The 15,570-nt window shown below is 72.7% G+C and carries 14 protein-coding genes and 1 tRNA gene; 7 read left to right on the top strand and 8 right to left on the bottom strand.

Annotated elements, in window-relative coordinates; translation table 11 throughout:
• Positions 1-40: 40 nt before the first annotated feature.
• Positions 41-745 carry a DUF461 domain-containing protein gene (locus OIE75_RS17080; RefSeq protein WP_307013371.1) on the bottom strand — a complete coding sequence of 235 codons (705 nt, stop codon included), beginning with the start codon at positions 743-745 and terminating at the stop codon, positions 41-43.
• A gap of 619 nt (positions 746-1,364) precedes the next feature.
• On the opposite strand from OIE75_RS17080, the gene OIE75_RS17075 reads away from it, so the two are divergent.
• From OIE75_RS17075 to OIE75_RS17050, 6 genes are all read left to right on the top strand, one after another.
• Positions 1,365-1,847, top strand: a complete 483-nt coding sequence (locus OIE75_RS17075) for a CarD family transcriptional regulator (protein WP_003953493.1) — start codon at positions 1,365-1,367, stop codon at positions 1,845-1,847.
• Between the two features lie 303 nt (positions 1,848-2,150).
• The gene (ispD, locus tag OIE75_RS17070; RefSeq protein ID WP_329471396.1) at positions 2,151-2,939 is read left to right on the top strand and encodes a 2-C-methyl-D-erythritol 4-phosphate cytidylyltransferase; all 789 of its coding nucleotides are present in this window, start codon (positions 2,151-2,153) and stop codon (positions 2,937-2,939) included.
• Positions 2,929-3,432 carry a 2-C-methyl-D-erythritol 2,4-cyclodiphosphate synthase gene (ispF, locus tag OIE75_RS17065; RefSeq protein ID WP_307013368.1) on the top strand — a complete coding sequence of 168 codons (504 nt, stop codon included), beginning with the start codon at positions 2,929-2,931 and terminating at the stop codon, positions 3,430-3,432. Before ispD ends, ispF begins: the two co-directional genes overlap by 11 nt.
• 290 nt (positions 3,433-3,722) lie before the next feature.
• Positions 3,723-5,123, top strand: coding sequence for a cysteine--tRNA ligase (cysS, locus tag OIE75_RS17060; RefSeq protein WP_329471395.1), 1,401 nt, complete (start codon positions 3,723-3,725; stop codon positions 5,121-5,123).
• Between the two features lie 120 nt (positions 5,124-5,243).
• Positions 5,244-6,185, top strand: coding sequence for a 23S rRNA (guanosine(2251)-2'-O)-methyltransferase RlmB (gene rlmB, locus OIE75_RS17055; protein ID WP_307013364.1), 942 nt, complete (start codon positions 5,244-5,246; stop codon positions 6,183-6,185).
• A 148-nt stretch (positions 6,186-6,333) separates the two neighbouring features.
• Complete coding sequence (locus OIE75_RS17050; RefSeq protein ID WP_307013362.1) at positions 6,334-8,040, top strand: DoxX family protein; 1,707 nt, start codon at positions 6,334-6,336, stop codon at positions 8,038-8,040.
• A 99-nt stretch (positions 8,041-8,139) separates the two neighbouring features.
• Here the strand turns inward: OIE75_RS17050 and OIE75_RS17045 are convergent, their stop codons facing one another.
• From OIE75_RS17045 to msiK, 3 genes are all read right to left on the bottom strand, one after another.
• On the bottom strand, positions 8,140-8,877 hold the full coding sequence (locus OIE75_RS17045; RefSeq protein WP_329471394.1) for a nucleotidyltransferase family protein: 738 nt from the start codon (positions 8,875-8,877) through the stop codon (positions 8,140-8,142).
• 42 nt (positions 8,878-8,919) lie between these two features.
• Positions 8,920-9,378 carry a hypothetical protein gene (locus OIE75_RS17040; RefSeq protein ID WP_329474003.1) on the bottom strand — a complete coding sequence of 153 codons (459 nt, stop codon included), beginning with the start codon at positions 9,376-9,378 and terminating at the stop codon, positions 8,920-8,922.
• Between the two features lie 221 nt (positions 9,379-9,599).
• Positions 9,600-10,736, bottom strand: coding sequence for a diacetylchitobiose ABC transporter ATP-binding protein MsiK (gene msiK / locus OIE75_RS17035; RefSeq protein ID WP_307013359.1), 1,137 nt, complete (start codon positions 10,734-10,736; stop codon positions 9,600-9,602).
• A gap of 224 nt (positions 10,737-10,960) precedes the next feature.
• Between msiK and OIE75_RS17030 the strand changes: the two genes are divergently transcribed.
• A tRNA-Thr gene (locus OIE75_RS17030) sits at positions 10,961-11,034 on the top strand.
• Positions 11,035-11,099: 65 nt separating this feature from the next.
• Here the strand turns inward: OIE75_RS17030 and OIE75_RS17025 are convergent.
• The 4 genes from OIE75_RS17025 to OIE75_RS17010 form a co-directional block, all read right to left on the bottom strand.
• Positions 11,100-12,554 carry an NADase-type glycan-binding domain-containing protein gene (locus OIE75_RS17025; protein WP_329471393.1) on the bottom strand — a complete coding sequence of 485 codons (1,455 nt, stop codon included), beginning with the start codon at positions 12,552-12,554 and terminating at the stop codon, positions 11,100-11,102.
• Positions 12,551-13,060, bottom strand: coding sequence for a phage tail protein (locus OIE75_RS17020; protein ID WP_307017981.1), 510 nt, complete (start codon positions 13,058-13,060; stop codon positions 12,551-12,553). Before OIE75_RS17020 ends, OIE75_RS17025 begins: the two co-directional genes overlap by 4 nt.
• A gap of 62 nt (positions 13,061-13,122) precedes the next feature.
• Positions 13,123-15,081 (bottom strand): putative baseplate assembly protein, encoded by a 1,959-nt coding sequence (locus tag OIE75_RS17015; protein WP_329471392.1) that lies wholly within the window; start codon positions 15,079-15,081, stop codon positions 13,123-13,125.
• On the bottom strand, positions 15,081-15,533 hold the full coding sequence (locus tag OIE75_RS17010) for a GPW/gp25 family protein (protein WP_307013353.1): 453 nt from the start codon (positions 15,531-15,533) through the stop codon (positions 15,081-15,083). The genes OIE75_RS17015 and OIE75_RS17010 overlap by 1 nt, the downstream gene beginning before the upstream one ends.
• Positions 15,534-15,570 lie beyond the last annotated feature (37 nt).

Raw genomic sequence — 15,570 nt, 5'->3', positions numbered from 1 at the left:
CGGGACCTCCCGGAGGTCCCGCCCTTCGTTCGTACGGTGCTCAGTGGCCGGCGTCGGTGCCCGTGCCGGTGCCCTGCGAGGTGCCGGAGGTAGCCGTTCCGGTCTCGTTCGCCGCCCCGGAGGGCTCGCCCGAGGCTTCGCCGGTGGGCTCGCCCGAGTTCTCGCCGTCGGAGGGCTCCCCGGAGGTCCCCTCGGAGGGCTGTGCGGACGCGCCGGGCGCCGCCGGGACGTCGCTGGGGCCCCAGCCGGAGAAGTAGCTCTCGGCGGGCACGACGAAGGCGCGCAGGCTCACCTCACCGGCCTTGCTGAAGGTGAAGGTGATCTTCTGCGCGTTGCCGTCCTGGACCGCCTCGCGGCTGCTGGGCAGGACGGCGGCGGCGTTGTCCTTGCCGCCGACGACCAGGGAGCCGCCGGCCGGGACGGTCAGGCCGCCCTTCTGGCCCTCGGCGGGCTTCAGCTCGGCGGTCTTGTCGGTGCCGGCCACGGTGATGGACTCGAGCGTCTGGTCCGACCTGCCGTTGTTGAACAGCGTGGCGGAGACCACCGCCGGGCCCGTCGACTCCAGGTCCGGCTGCGTGATGACGACGGCGTTCTGGATCTGGATGTCACCGACCGTCGTTGCGGCGTTGTCCGGCTTGATCTCCAGCGACTGGGCGTTGTGACCGGCACCGCACGCGGCGAGCGAGGCGATCGAGAACGCGATGGCGGCGGCGGCGAGGGCACCGCGTCGAAGGCTGCTGCTCACGGCGGCGGCAACTCCTTGGACTCGAGCGGGGTGGCGGCAACGGATAAAGCCGCCCTAAGTGACTGTCAGCGGCCTTAGGCTACCGAGCCGTTCCCGGGCCGCCGCACCCGACCCTCCCCGAAGGACCACGGGCTTCGCCCGGCAGGCGGCAGTCCCGGCCCTCTTCAGGGGCTGCTTTGCGGCTCGCACCCGTCCGCCATTCGTATAAGAGCCGGTCCGCCATACGGGTTGTCGATCGGTGCGCGAAATTTCGGTGAAGGAATGCGCGGACCGCCGGAAATTGATCACCGAGGGCCCATCGGCGTGGCTCGTGATCAATTCCGGAATCGGCCGGAACCCCGGCACGGCCACCGAACGGAGTAGCGGAAGTCGCACGCCTGGAACCGGACATATCGGGATGTTCAGCCCGGTGGATGGCGCTCCGGTTGTGTGTGACGGGCCCGTTTCGCCCGGCCTGGAGAGCCGCTCCGACCTGCGAATTCTTTCTTCCGCTCGCCTCGCGCAGCACGTTCCTGTTGCTGTTGTCAAGCCCCGAGATATGCCCTGACCTGCGAAAACGCCATTCAGAACCCGCCGTTTCCGTGTTACCCTGGATAGCCACGGAAGGGGTACCTGTCACATGACGTTCAAGGTTGGCGACACCGTGGTCTATCCCCATCACGGGGCCGCGCTGATCGAGGCTATCGAAACTCGCCAGATCAAAGGCGTGGACAAGACCTACTTGGTGCTGAAGGTCGCTCAGGGCGACCTGACGGTACGTGTGCCAGCGGACAATGCGGAGTTCGTCGGCGTGCGTGATGTGGTTGGTCAGGACGGGCTGGACCGGGTCTTCGAGGTGCTGCGCGCGCCGTACGCCGAGGAGCCCACGAACTGGTCGCGTCGCTACAAGGCAAACCTGGAGAAGCTCGCCTCCGGCGACGTCATCAAGGTCGCGGAAGTCGTGCGCGATCTGTGGCGTCGTGAGCGCGAGCGCGGACTCTCCGCAGGTGAGAAGCGCATGCTCGCCAAGGCCCGCCAGATTCTGGTGAGCGAGCTGGCTCTCGCGGAGAACACCAACGAGGACAAGGCGGAGGCCCTGCTCGACGAGGTGCTCGCCTCCTGAGGCGAGGCGCGGACCGCCGCCCGCTCGGTTCAGCGCACTGAAAATGCCGTGGTGCCCGATGACGTCTTTGCTGTCGCCGGGCGCTGCGGCATGTTCGTACCCGGATGTGAATTTCGCGCATCCGCAGGTCCGGATGCCGATGATCCTCGTACGCTCCTCCCGGGAGGCTTCCCCCGGGTCCTGTTGTGCCGGGCCCGGACTGCTGGCTCGACCAGGGTCACGGAAGGGTCCGGTCGAGGCGTCGCGCCCGGCACGGTGAGGCCATACCCAACTAGGTCGAGCACACAAACCTGACAGGAACCGATGTCTGACGATTCGCGTCCCTCGCCCGCCCCGCCGTCGGCCGACAGGGCCGCCGATGACCGTGCCAACGCCAGGACCGCGGCGGTCATTCCGGCCGCCGGCCGTGGCGTACGGCTCGGGCCGGGCGCCCCGAAGGCCCTCCGGGCGCTGGGTGGCACGCCCATGCTCATCCACGCGGTCCGGGCGATGGCCGCCTCCCGCGGGGTCTCCCTCGTGGTGGTCGTCGCCCCGCCCGACGGCGCGGCCGAGGTCAGGAGCCTGCTGGACACGCACGCGCTGCCCGAGCGGACGGACTTCCTCGTCGTCCCCGGCGGCGCGACGCGTCAGGAGTCCGTACGGCTCGGACTGGACGCGCTGCCGCCCGAGTACGGCATCGTCCTCGTGCACGACGCGGCCCGGCCGCTGGTCCCCGTGGACACGGTGGACGCCGTGATCGAGGCGGTACGGGAGGGCGCGCCCGCCGTGGTGCCGGCCGTGCCGCTCGCCGACACCGTCAAGCAGGTCGAGCCCGCCGAGGTCCCCGGCGTGCCGGAGCCCGTGGTGGCGACGCCGGAGCGGGCGCTGCTGCGGGCGGTGCAGACACCGCAGGGCTTCGACCGGGAGACGCTGGTGCGGGCCCACACGACGGTGACCGGCGAGGTCACGGACGACGCGAGCATGGTCGAGCGGATGGGGCCGGCCGTGGTGGTCGTGCCGGGGCACGAGGAGGCGTTCAAGGTGACGCGGCCGCTGGATCTGGTCCTCGCGGAGGCGGTACTGGCACGCAGGAGGCTCAACGATGGGTTCTGAGGCGGAGGCGCTGCCGGTGTTGCCGCAGGTCGGGATCGGCACGGACATCCACGCCTTCGAGGCGGGGCGGGAACTGTGGTGCGCCGGGCTGAAGTGGGAGGGCGAGGGGGACGGCCTGGCCGGGCACTCCGACGCGGACGTGGTCGCGCACGCGGCGTGCAACGCGTTGTTCTCCGCGGCCGGGCTCGGGGATCTTGGGCAGCACTTCGGCACCGGGCGGCCGGAGTGGGCCGGGGCCTCCGGGGTGACGCTGCTGGCGGAGGCGGCGCGGATCGTGCGGGCGGCGGGGTTCCGGATCGGGAACGTCGCGGTGCAGGTGGTGGGGGCGCGGCCGAAGATCGGCAAGCGGCGGGACGAGGCGCAGAAGGTGCTGTCCGAGGTGGTGGGGGCGCCGGTGTCGGTGTCGGGGGCGACGACGGACGGGCTGGGGTTTCCCGGGCGGGGTGAGGGGCTGATGGCGGTGGCCACGGCGTTGGTCGTGCGGGTTCCCTAGCCGGGCGGGCGAGGTAGGGCGGTGTGGCGGCGGTGTGAGGGGTGCCGCCGGGTGGCGCGCCGTGCGGCGCGCCGCCCCGCGCCCCGCCAGGGGCCCCGCCCCTGGACCCCGGCCTGTGCCCACCCACCACCCGACTCGGTCGGGTAAGCGGCCGGACTCGCCACGATCGCCCGGCTCGGCCGGGCATGACGGTGGACTCGCAGCGATCGCCCGGCTCGGTCGGGCAAGAGGTGGGCGCCGACGTCGGCCGTGTGCCCGTGGCACTGCTCGGGGCCTACTACCCTGGACTCGTGACTATTCGGCTGTACGACACCAGCGCCCGGCAGATCCGTGACTTCGCCCCCCTCACGCCGGGCTGCGTCTCGATCTACCTGTGTGGCGCCACCGTGCAGGCGGCCCCGCACATCGGGCACATCCGGTCGGGCCTGAACTTCGACATCATGCGCCGCTGGTTCGCGTACCGCGGCTACGACGTCACGTTCATCCGCAACGTCACCGACATCGACGACAAGATCATCTGGAAGGCGGAGCAGCAGAACCGCCCCTGGTGGTCCATCGGGTACGAGAACGAGCGGGCGTTCAACGACGCCTACGACGCCCTCGGCTGCCTGCCGCCCACCTACGAGCCCCGCGCCACCGGGCACATCACCGAGATGGTCGAGATGATGCGCGGGCTCATCGAGCGCGGGCACGCCTACGAGGCCGAGGGCAGCGTCTACTTCGACGTACGGTCCCTGCCCGGGTACCTGTCGCTGTCCAACCAGGACCTCGACGAGCTGCGCCAGCCCGCCGGGGAGGGCGAGACCGGCAAGCGGGACCCGCGGGACTTCGCCATGTGGAAGGCGGCCAAGCCCGGGGAGCCCAGCTGGGAGACTCCGTGGGGGCGCGGGCGCCCGGGGTGGCACCTGGAGTGCTCCGCCATGGCGCACAAGTACCTGGGGAGCGAGTTCGACATCCACGGGGGCGGGATCGACCTGATCTTCCCGCACCACGAGAACGAGATCGCCCAGGCCGAGGGCTTCGGCGACGCCTTCGCCCGGTACTGGGTGCACAACGCCTGGGTCACCATGAGCGGCGAGAAGATGTCGAAGTCGCTCGGCAACAGCGTGCTCGTCTCCGAGATGGTCAAGCAGTGGCGGCCGGTCGTGCTGCGGTACTACCTCGGCACCCCGCACTACCGCTCCACCATCGAGTACAGCGAGGAGTCCCTGCGCGAGGCCGAGTCGGCGTACGCGCGCATCGAGGGCTTCGTGCAGCGCGTCACCGAGCTGGCCGGGCAGACCGTCGAGCCGGCCGCCGAGGTGCCGCCCGCCTTCGCCGAGGCGATGGACGACGACCTGGGCGTCCCGCAGGCGCTCGCCATCGTGCACACCACCGTCCGGCAGGGCAACAGCGCGCTGGCCGCCGACGACAAGGACGCCGCCGTGGCGCGGCTCGCCGAGGTGCGGGCCATGCTCGGAGTCCTCGGCCTCGACCCGCTGGCCCCGCACTGGGCGGGGGAGCAGGAGCAGGGCGAGGACCTGCGGCACGTCGTCGACAGCCTCGTACGCCTGGTGCTCGACCAGCGGGAGGCCGCGCGGGGGCGGAAGGACTGGGCCACCGCGGACGCCATCCGCGACCGGCTCGGACAGTCCGGGCTGGTCATCGAGGACAGCCCGCAGGGGCCCCGTTGGAGCCTCGGGTCGCGCTGACCCGGCCGGTCGGCGAGGTCCGTCCCGTAGATCGATTGTGCCGCCCGGCCCTCCGGGCGGCACACTGCATAGAACACAAGCTTCACGCACACTCCCGTAGAGAGCGGAGACAGGTAACTCATGGCCGCGAACAACCGCCGCATGTCCGGCAAGAAGGGCGCGCAGGTCGGCAGCGGCGGCAAGCGGCGCCGGGGCCTGGAGGGCAAGGGGCCGACGCCTCCCGCCGAGATGCGCAAGGGGCACGCCAAGCAGCGCGCCGCCAACGCGAAGGCGCGCCGCTCCCCGGGACGTCCGCAGCAGCAGCGGCGCGGGGGCGGACGGTCGACGTCCGAACTCGTCGTCGGCCGCAACCCCGTCTACGAGGCCCTGCGCGAGGGCGTGCCCGCCTCGACGCTCTACGTCCAGCAGTTCATCGACAACGACGAGCGGGTGCGCGACGCGCTCCAGCTCGCCGCCGAGCGCGGTGGCATCAACCTCATGGAGGCGCCGCGTCCCGAGCTGGACCGGATGACCAACGGGCTCAACCACCAGGGTCTCGTCCTCCAGGTCCCGCCGTACGAGTACGCGCACCCCGAGGACCTCGTCGCCGCCGCCCACGACGAGGGCGCGGACCCGCTGATCGTCGCCCTCGACGGGGTGACCGACCCGCGCAACCTCGGTGCCGTCGTCCGCTCCGTCTCCGCCTTCGGCGGCCACGGCGTCGTCGTGCCCGAGCGGCGCGCGGCCGGGATGACGGCCGGTGCGTGGAAGACGTCGGCCGGCACGGCCGCGCGTACGCCGGTCGCCCGTGCCACCAACCTCACGCGCGCGCTGGAGTCGTACCAGAAGGCGGGGATCACGGTCGTGGGCCTCGCCGCCGACGGCGAGGCCGAACTCGGCGACCTGGAGGCCCTGGGCGGGCCCGTGGTCATCGTGGTCGGCAGCGAGGGCAAGGGACTGTCCCGGCTGGTCGGCGAGACCTGCGACTTCCGCGTGCGGATCCCGATGCCGGGTGGCGCGGAGTCGCTCAACGCGGGCGTGGCCGCGGGGATCGTGCTGTACGAGGCGGCGCGGCGGCGCTGACCCGGGATTGATCGGTTCTTCGGGCGGGGGATGGGTGTTCGGATCCGTCCCCCACACGGGGTGTTCCGGATGGTCCGGGCTGGTTTGACGCGGTCCGGACAGATCCGGGCGGTCAAGGCAGTGTCCTAACGACACATCACTCGGTTAGATGAGTGTGGACACCAGAACACCCCGCACACCCACGGGGGACCGCTCGTCGGGATACGACGACGCTCCCGCGTTGAGCATGGTGAAGGTGCCGAGCGATCCGGCCCAGGTCATCGTCAACCACGCGAGTTTCCGCGTGCAGTTCGGTGCCTCCGCCCGGCGGACCCAGTCGCCGCGGATCGCACAGCACTTGAGCGCCACCCAGGCCACCCCCCGCATGCCCGCCGCCCCGGGCCGTCGCCGGGCCGTCGTGTGGAGCGGACGGTCCGACCCGGACGACACCGGCGCGCACCGGCTGCTCCAGGCGGTGCGGGCGGGAGCCGGTCACCACGTCGAGGACCCGGCCGCCGACGCCGGAGCCACCCAGGTCATCCCCAGGTTCGATCTCGGCGGGGACCCCCTGGGCTACGACGGCTACGACGCAGGCCCCGCCACCGAGACCCTCGAAACACCCCTCGTCGGCGCCCAGCGCGGCCCCGTCCCCGAGGGCACCCGGCTGCTGCCCGCCATGCGCACCGTCGGCAGCGCCTACGACGAACCCGCCTACACCGCCCAGGACTTCGGCCACGACGAGCGCGAAGACCACGAGGACCACGACGGCTACGGCGACGACACGGGCCCGGACGAGCCGCGCGGCAGGCGCCGTTCCGACGACCCGGCGCGGCACGCGTACTTCCCCGGCCGCCGCATGAACCTCGGCGTCGTGCTGCTGCCGCTGCGCGTCTTCCTGGGCTTCATCTCGATCTACGCCGGCATGGGCAAGCTCTGCGACCCCGTCTACTTCGACGGCGGCGAACGCGGCTCCATGGTGAAGTGGCTCAACACCCTGCACCCCTGGGACGTCGCCGAGCCGCTGCGCCAGTTCGCCCTCGCGCACCCGGTCGGCGCCGGGCTCGTCATCGCCTTCCTCCAGGTGCTGGTGGGCGTCCTGACCGTGCTGGGCTGCTGGCAGCGCGTGGCCGCCGTCATCGGCGCGGGCCTGTCCGCCGCGCTCCTGGTCACCGTCAGCTGGAAGAGCGTCCCCGTCTACGACGCGCCCGACATCATCTACCTCGCCGCCTGGTCACCGCTGATCATCGCCGGGGCGCCCGTCTACTCCGTGGACGGCAGACTCGCCGGCAGCGCCTGGCGCCGGCTCGGCCCCCGCGCCGACATCTGGGACCTGCGCCGCTACGTCCTGCGCCGCGGCGCCCTCGTCACGTTCCTGGTCGCCGGTGCGACCCTCCTGGTCGGATCGCTGCTCGGCGGTGCCGTCCGGGACGCCGACCGCGTGGTCGTCCCCGGCCCCGGCGAGGCCCCGCGCAACGAACTGCCCGGCGCCCCGCTCCCGCAGGAGCCCGGCACGCGCGAGCCGAAGAGCCCGGAGGCCTCCGCCTCGCCCACCCAGGGCGCGACCAGCGGGGCCACCACCCCCTCCACGGGGGCCGCGACCACACCGGGAGCGACCCGGGAGAGCGGCACCACCGGGGGCGGTACGCCCAGCCGGTCCCAGGGCACCGGCGGACAGGCCCCGCCGCGGCAGTCGTCCCCGGCCGGCCGGGACCAGGCGCCGACCACCTCGGCCGGACCGACCGCCGGGGGCACCTCGACCGGCTCCGGCGGCTCCACCGGCGGCTCCACCGGGGGCTCCGGAAGCGAGGAGGGCGGCGGCTCCTCCTCCACCGGCCAGCCGGGCAACGGCCGCCTCGTGGGCGGCCTCCTGGGGTAGGACGGCGGCCGGAACGCGGCCCACGGGCCCGTGGACACGCCGAGGGGCCCCGCACATCACCGTGCGGGGCCCCTCGGCGTTCGCCCGTGGAGGGAGCGCTCAGCGGCCGGACAGGGCCGCCAGCTCGCGGGCCGCCTCCGTCAGGTCCTTCGCGGTGTCGATCGCGCGCCAGTAGGAGCCCTGCGGGATCGGGAAGCCGGACAGCCGGCGCTCACGGGCCAGCCTGGGGAACGTGGTCCGCTCGTGGTCGCCGCGCTCCGGGAGCATCGCGGCGAAGGCGGACGAGAAGACGTACACCCCGGCGTTGATCTCGAAGGTCGACGGCGGGGCCTCGATGAAGTCGGTGATGTGGCCGAAGCCGTCCGTCTGCACGGCGCCCCACGGCAGCCGCGGGCGGGCCAGGGCGAGGGTCGCGACGGCGTCCCGCTCGGCGTGGAAGTCGGCCATGTCGCGCAGCGAGAAACGGGTCCAGATGTCGCCGTTGGTGGCGTACCAGGGCCGGTCCGGGTGCGGCAGGTGCGCGGCGGCGTACTTGAGGCCGCCGCCGCGGCCGAGGGGCTCGGTCTCGACGACCGTGGTGACGGAGAGCGGCAGGTCGGCGGTGTCCAGCCACTTCTGGAGCACCTCGGCCAGATGGCCGCAGGAGACCACGACGTCCGTCACGCCCTCGTCGGCGAGCCAGGCGAGCTGATGGCCGATGATCGGAGTCCCGGTGCCCGGGATCTCGACCATCGGTTTGGGCCGGTCGTCGGTGTACGGGCGCAGCCGGGAACCCTGTCCGCCCGCCAGGACGACGGCTTGAACGGGGCGGCGGGACGCGGCGTTCGGATCGGTCATGCCCGAACTGTACGCGGCGCCCCGCCGGCCCCCGAAGCCTCGTCAGCCGTGCGTGGCCAGCACACCCGAGGCGAAGGCGGTGTCGCAGACGGGGCGGGAGTACGACTGGGCCCGGGTCGGCCCGTACACCTTGACCGCGGCGCGGCCGAGGGCGCGGGCGATGGACGCGCAGTGGCCGGCCAGCGACGGGCGTTCGTTCACCGCCTCCTGGAGGTGGGTGAGGGCGACGCCAGGGTCCTCCTCCTGGAGCTCGGTCAGCAGCCGGTCGCGCAGCACCTCGTGCGGCGCGCGGGCGACGGTCCGGGAGGTGGAGGCCTTGGCCGAGGATGCCTCCGACGCGGCGAGCACCGAGTCCGAGGGGTCCCCGGACCAGTTGACCCTGGTGACCGCGAGGGTCCCGGAGAGCACCAGGACGACGGGCAGGACGAAGGCGAGAGAGCGGCCGATCCGGTGGGCGGGGCCCCGGCCGCGTCGCGTCTGTCGGGTGGTGGAGTGCTTCACGGAGTGCTTCACGCGAGTGAGGGTAGCGCCCGGTAATGATTTGGCGACATTTAGTCACCCTTTCGGGGGATGAAGAGAAGCCCCGGAGTGGGTAAGGGGTTGACGCGCGAGGGGTGAAAAGTCCGTTCTGCCGGGGTATTTGTCGACAACGAAAAATGCCCCGCAGCAGGCCGCGGGGCACTTTTCGTCAACGCGGGTGAAAATCACCCGCGCGAGGACGTTCAGTCGGAGAGACGCTCGCCCGTGGACGACGAGAACACGTGCGCCTCGCCCGGCCGCGGCACCACGTGGACCGTCGCGCCCTTCTCCGGCACCGCGCGGCTGCTGACGCGGACCACGAGGTCCTTCGACTCGCCGCCGACCTCGACCGTGCCGTAGATGTAGCCGTCGGCGCCGGTCTCCTCCACGACGTTCACCGAGACGGCGAGGCCCGCCGGGGCGTCCTCGGAGTCCTTCGTCAGCGTCTTGGCCGCGCCGCCGTTCAGCTCGACGACGTCGAAGTGCTCCGGGCGGACGCCGACGGTGACCGTGCGGTCGCCCTTGTCGGAGGCGGCCTTCAGGGCGTCGCGGTTGACCGGGACGACGCTGTTGCCGAACTTCACGCCGCCGTCGGTGATCGGGACCTCGACCAGGTTCATGGCCGGGGAGCCGATGAAGCCGGCGACGAAGAGGTTCGCGGGCTTGTCGTACATGTTCCGCGGGGTGTCGACCTGCTGGAGCAGACCGTCCTTGAGCACCGCCACGCGGTCGCCCATCGTCATGGCCTCGACCTGGTCGTGGGTGACGTAGACGGTGGTGATGCCGAGACGGCGCTGGAGCGAGGCGATCTGGGTGCGGGTGGAGACACGGAGCTTGGCGTCCAGGTTGGACAGCGGCTCGTCCATGAGGAACACCTGCGGCTCACGCACGATCGCGCGGCCCATCGCCACACGCTGGCGCTGACCGCCGGAGAGCGCCTTCGGCTTGCGGTCCAGGTACTCGGTGAGGTCGAGGATCTTCGCGGCCTCCTCGACCTTCTGCCGGATCTCCGCCTTGTTGACGCCGGCGATCTTGAGGGCGAAGCCCATGTTGTCGGCGACGGACATGTGCGGGTAGAGCGCGTAGTTCTGGAACACCATGGCGATGTCCCGGTCCTTCGGCGGCAGGTGCGTCACGTCGCGGTCGCCGATGCGGATGGCGCCGCCGTTGACGTCCTCGAGGCCCGCGAGCATGCGGAGCGAGGTGGACTTGCCACAACCGGAGGGGCCGACCAGGACGAGGAACTCGCCGTCCTCGATGGCGATGTCGAGACCGTCGACGGCGGGCTTGGTGGAACCCGGGTAGATGCGGGTCGCCTTGTCGAACGTAACTGTGGCCATGGTGAATGGGCCCCCTTCTACCGGCAGGAACGTGCCGGACGATCCGTTGTAGGAAGGTGGTGGTGTAGTCCACACGGGTGTAGCTGGCTCAGGACGGTACCCGGCGTTCACCTGGTCTGTCAGTACCTGTGGGCCTGTGAACTTCGCCGAAATTTTCGAATCCCACCGTTCACCGGGCTCTGTGTAGAGTGGACCGACCCGCGCGCGCGTGCCGTCGCGCGAGTGCCTCCTTAGCTCAGCTGGTCAGAGCGCCGCTCTTGTAAAGCGAAGGTCGTCGGTTCGAATCCGACAGGGGGCTCCGAGAAAGCGGCAGGCCGAGGGCCCCTCACCGGATCCGGTGAGGGGCCCTCGGCCTGCCGTGGTTCAGGAGGAGCGGTTGGCGCTGGACCGGCCGAAGAACTCGATCTCCGCGATGGCGACCTGCTTGTCCGCGGAGGCCGCGTGGGCCGACTCGATGGTGAAGCGGACCTTGGTGACCTCGCCGACGCGGAACGGGCGTCGCTGGCCGCCGGCACCCTGGTCCAGGGTGAGGTTCCGGGTCGTGGTCGACCCGTCCTTCAGGGTGATCGTCGCCTTCACGCGGTGCGGGAGGGCGCTCTCCTTGATCTTCGCGGCGCGGGTGGAGACGCCGGGCGTGATGATCACGTCCAGCAGGCGGGTGGGCTCGGTGAAGGTGGCCTCGATCCACTCGCCCTTGCCGGACTGCGAGATGCCGGGCCCCCACCAGGTGTTGCTGAGCTGGTCGATGACCAGCTCCGGCTTGTGGCCGGCGTAGGAGTGCGACGCCTTGATGCCGTCCGGGGAGACCGGGGCGCGCTTGGCGAAGTGGTCGCGGGTGGCCTGGTAGCCGTCCGGGATGTACATGAAGCCGAGGACGGTCAGGGTCACGACCACGACGACGGTGATCCAGGTGCCGATGCGGTCGAAGACGCGGCGCAGGCGCGGCCGGTCGCCGGCCCACGGGGTCTCGCGGCGGGTGCCGCCGAAGAGCCTGCGCCACCAGGGGGCGCGCAGGTCGGCCTGGTCCCCGGAGGCCACCAGGGGCATGGCGCAGCGCGCGCAGTAGTGGCGGTCGGGGCGGTTGGGCGTGGAGCACCACGGGCACGGCGGGCCGTTGGCGATGTCCACGTGGCCGGGGGCGCGGACCTGAGGCCGGTCCGCGTCGGGGCGGCCGGGCAGGACGGGGGCGATGCCGGGGGGCGGTGCCGGGGTCCGGGCCTCGGGGTCGGCGACGGGGACCAGCAGGGAGCGGGCGCGGTCGGACATGGTGTCGGTGAGCGCGTTCGGCGCGGGGACCGGTGTCACCGGGGTGGTGGGGGCGGTCTCGTCGGTGTCGGGGGTGCGGGCGGGCGCCGGGGCCGAGGGGGAGGACGCGGTGGAGGCGGCCGGGGCGGCGTCCGCGTCGGCGGGCCTGCCGGCTCCCGCCGCACTCGCTCCCGCCGCACCCGCTGCCGCCGCACTCGCTCCCGCCGTACCCGCTGCCGCCGCACCGGTGTCCGGCGTGCCGGGGGCGGGCGCGCTCGCCGCGCGGCGCGGCTGCTGCACGGTCGGGTTGTCCTCCGCGTCGCCGTCCGGCGCGTCGGCGCCGCCCGGGGCGGTGGCCGTGGCACCGCCCGGGGCGGTGGCCGTGGCCTGGTGACCGCCTCCGGCGGGGGCCGCGGCCGGTCCGGCGGCGTCCCGGCCGGCGGCCGAGGCGGTCGCGGGCTGCGCGGTGCGGGCGCCGGCCTGGTCCCAGCGGAGTACGGCGCCGCACGCGTCGCAGAAGGACTGGCCCGGTTCCGCGGGTGTCCCGCACTCGGCGCAGTTCTGCGTGGTCATCTCTCCGGGGTCCTTTCGGCGGCGGTCACTTCGACCGTGTAGGGCATGTGGGCGGGACGGGCCGCGGCGACCAGGGCGTCCAGGCGGTGGGTGTCGCCGGGTCTCGGTGCGGGCAGCCGGAGGGTGACGTGCAGGTGGGGGCGGGGAGCCCCGGGGAACGGGCCGAGGGGGCGGGCGTTCCAGTCGGCGCCGCCGCTCTCGCTGATGTCCGGCTCCACGCCGAACGCGAGCAGCACGGCCTCGGAAAGACCCTGCCGGGTGCCGCGCACGCGGTGCAGCCGGGCGGCGGCGGCGACGGCCGCGCGCAGCATGGGCTCGGGTTCCGTGCCGTCGGTCTCCGCGCCGATCCAGCTGCCGAGCCACTGCGCGAAGTCCGCCGGCGTGAGGGCGGGGTCGAAGTAGGTGTCCAGGCAGTCCAGGACGTTCAGGATCGGCGCGAGGACGTCGTCGAGCCCGCCGACGAAGCGCAGCGCGAGGTCGTCGTCGGCGAAGACGGCCGGCAGCATCGTGGCGATGGGCAGCGAGGAGCCGAGCCCGTCGACGGAGCCCCGGCGGGACGTGGCGGCCGTCACGCGCCGTCCCCGATCACGCGGACCCGGTGGTCGAAGGAGAAGACCAGCGCGGGCGCTTCGAGGTCGATGCGGTCGGTGGGGTCGCCGCGCTTGCCGGTGAGTGGGTCGGCGGGGTGCAGGACGACCTCGTCGACGAGTTCGACGCCGGGTACGCGCTGGAGGACGGCGAAGACCTCGCCGGTCTGGACGGGGCGGCCGAAGGGCCAGCCCTTGCCGTCGGCGCCGCCGGTGAGCGGGTCGAGGTGACGGTAGAGGGCGTCGTGGGCCTGGCGGCGCACGCGGTCGGTGTCGACGCCGCGGAAGGCGTGGACGGTGGCGACGACGGTGACGCCCTGGTAGTACGGCGGGCCGACGGCGAGGCGGGTGCCGATGAGGCGGCGTTCGTCGAGGTGGCGGGTGATGCGGCCGAGCAGGGCGTCGCCGGGGACGAGCTGCTCGAAGCGGAGCCGCCCGCCCGGGTCCGGCACGGCCTGCGGGACGACCAGGACCCGGACCGCGTAGGCGCCGTGGTCGCCCTCCTCGCCCTCCAGGCAGGTGATGCGGGCGGTCTCGGGGGCGGCGCGGCGGGCGAGCTCCTCGTAGTCGCGCAGGGTCACGGCGCGTTCCTGGGCGCGCAGGGTGATCGGCGCCCGGAGCTTGGCCTCCTCGACGGTCTCGCCGTCGACGCCGCCGCGGGCCGCCTCACGGTTGACGACCTCGGAGACGTACGGGATGGAGGTGCGCAGCACCTGGACGGCGCCGCGGGCCACGTTGCCCGACCTGCCGCCGCCGGTGCGGTAGCGGCGAGCGCGGATGACGGCGCCCTTGGGGGCCACGGCGCCGTACTGGCGCAGGGTGCCGTCGGCCTCGCGGACGGCGGGGCCGAAGGCGATCTCGCCGGTGGCGGCGTCCAGGGTGATGTGGTGGTCGTCGGGGTGCGAGCCCGAGAAGTGCGGGACGACCTGCCACTCCTGCCAGCCGTCGTCGGCGGCGGTCTGCAGCAGGACCGGCGGGTCGTCGGCGACGACGGGGGAGTGCTCCAGCCGCAGGCGCTGGCCGGGCAGGCCGGTGGATTCGCCGAGCGGCTCGTCGTACACGGTCTCGGCGTGGACGGTGCCGGTGGTGCCGCCGATGGTGTAGGCCTCGGCGGAGCGGATGGTCGGTGAGGTGGTGTAGAAGGGCTGGCCGGGCAGCGGCTCGGTGACCCGGCAGCGGACCCAGCCGGCCTCGTGGCCGCCGTTGCGGGACAGGACGTGCCCGCCGGGTATGTGCAGCACGATGTCACCGGGGCGGTTGAGGCCGCCGGTGCCGTCGCGGTCGACCTCGCAGGGCTGCCAGCCGTCCTCGGTCCAGGCCTCCCAGAGCAGCGGCGGCTGGCGGGGGTCGACGCCGACACCGTCGACGCGGCTGTCGAGTTCGAGGGCGAGCGCGCAGTGCGGGACGGCGGCGGTGAGGCCGATGAGCATGCAGTCGCCGGGGGCGGGTGCCTCCGCGAAGCACAGCACGTCCTTGCTCTCGGCGAGGTCGGAGGTGCGGTCGCTGACGGCCTGGCCCTGGTGCTGGACCACCAGGCGGCCCAGCGAGCACGGCACGACGCTCAGGTCGCGCTCGGTGGCGAACACCACGGCCTCGTCGCGCTCGGTGCGCAGCGTGGCGACCTCGGTGCCGACCGGGACCAGGATCGTCTCCTCCTGCGGCGCGGACAGCCAGAAGGTGACGTCCGTGCGGGCGGCGGACGGCGGGAACAGGGTGATGCCGACGAGGTCCAGGAAGGCCAGGTGGTTCTTCTCCGGGACCCGGTTGAGGCGGTACACGATCTGGTCGGCCATGTGGGCGAGCGTCTCGACCAGGGTGATGCCGGGGTCGGAGACGTTGTGGTCGGTCCACTCCGGTGCGCGCTGCTGGATGTAACGCTTGGCGTCGTCGACGAACTGCTGGAAGCGGCGGTCGTCGAGGTTGGGGGAGGGCAGGGGCATCAGCGGTCGCTTTCGGGAGAGCCCGGGAGGCCGGCCGGACCGGCGGGGAGGTCGGGCTCGTCGTGGGAGGGGATGACGTAGAACGGGAAGACGAGGCTGCGCGGGTTGTTGGTGCCGCGGATCGAGTAACGGACGTCGATGTAGAGGACGTTCTGGCCCTCACCGGTGGTGACCTCGACGTCGTGGACCTCGATGCGCGGCTCCCAGCGGTCCAGGGTGACGTGCACCTCGTGCTGGATCCGCCCGGCGGTCTGCTCGTTGACCGGGGCGAAGACCAGGTCGTGGATGGCGCAGCCGAACTCGGGCCGCATCGGCCGCTCGCCGGGAGCGGTGGCGAGGATCAGCCGCATGGCCTCCTCGACCTCCTGCTCGCCGCTGACGAGGGCGATGCCGCCGGTGGGCCCGATGCGCAGGGGGAACGACCAGCCGGACCCGACGAACTGTTCGGCCATCAGTGGGCCACCTGCCTTCTGCTTCCTGCGGTCGTGC

Origin of the sequence: Streptomyces sp. NBC_01723 (assembly GCF_036246005.1) — a bacterium.
Classification (GTDB): Bacteria; Actinomycetota; Actinomycetes; order Streptomycetales; family Streptomycetaceae; genus Streptomyces.
The sequence above is the reverse complement of the archived record's forward strand: the minus strand, read 5'-3'. Positions and strand labels throughout refer to the sequence as shown.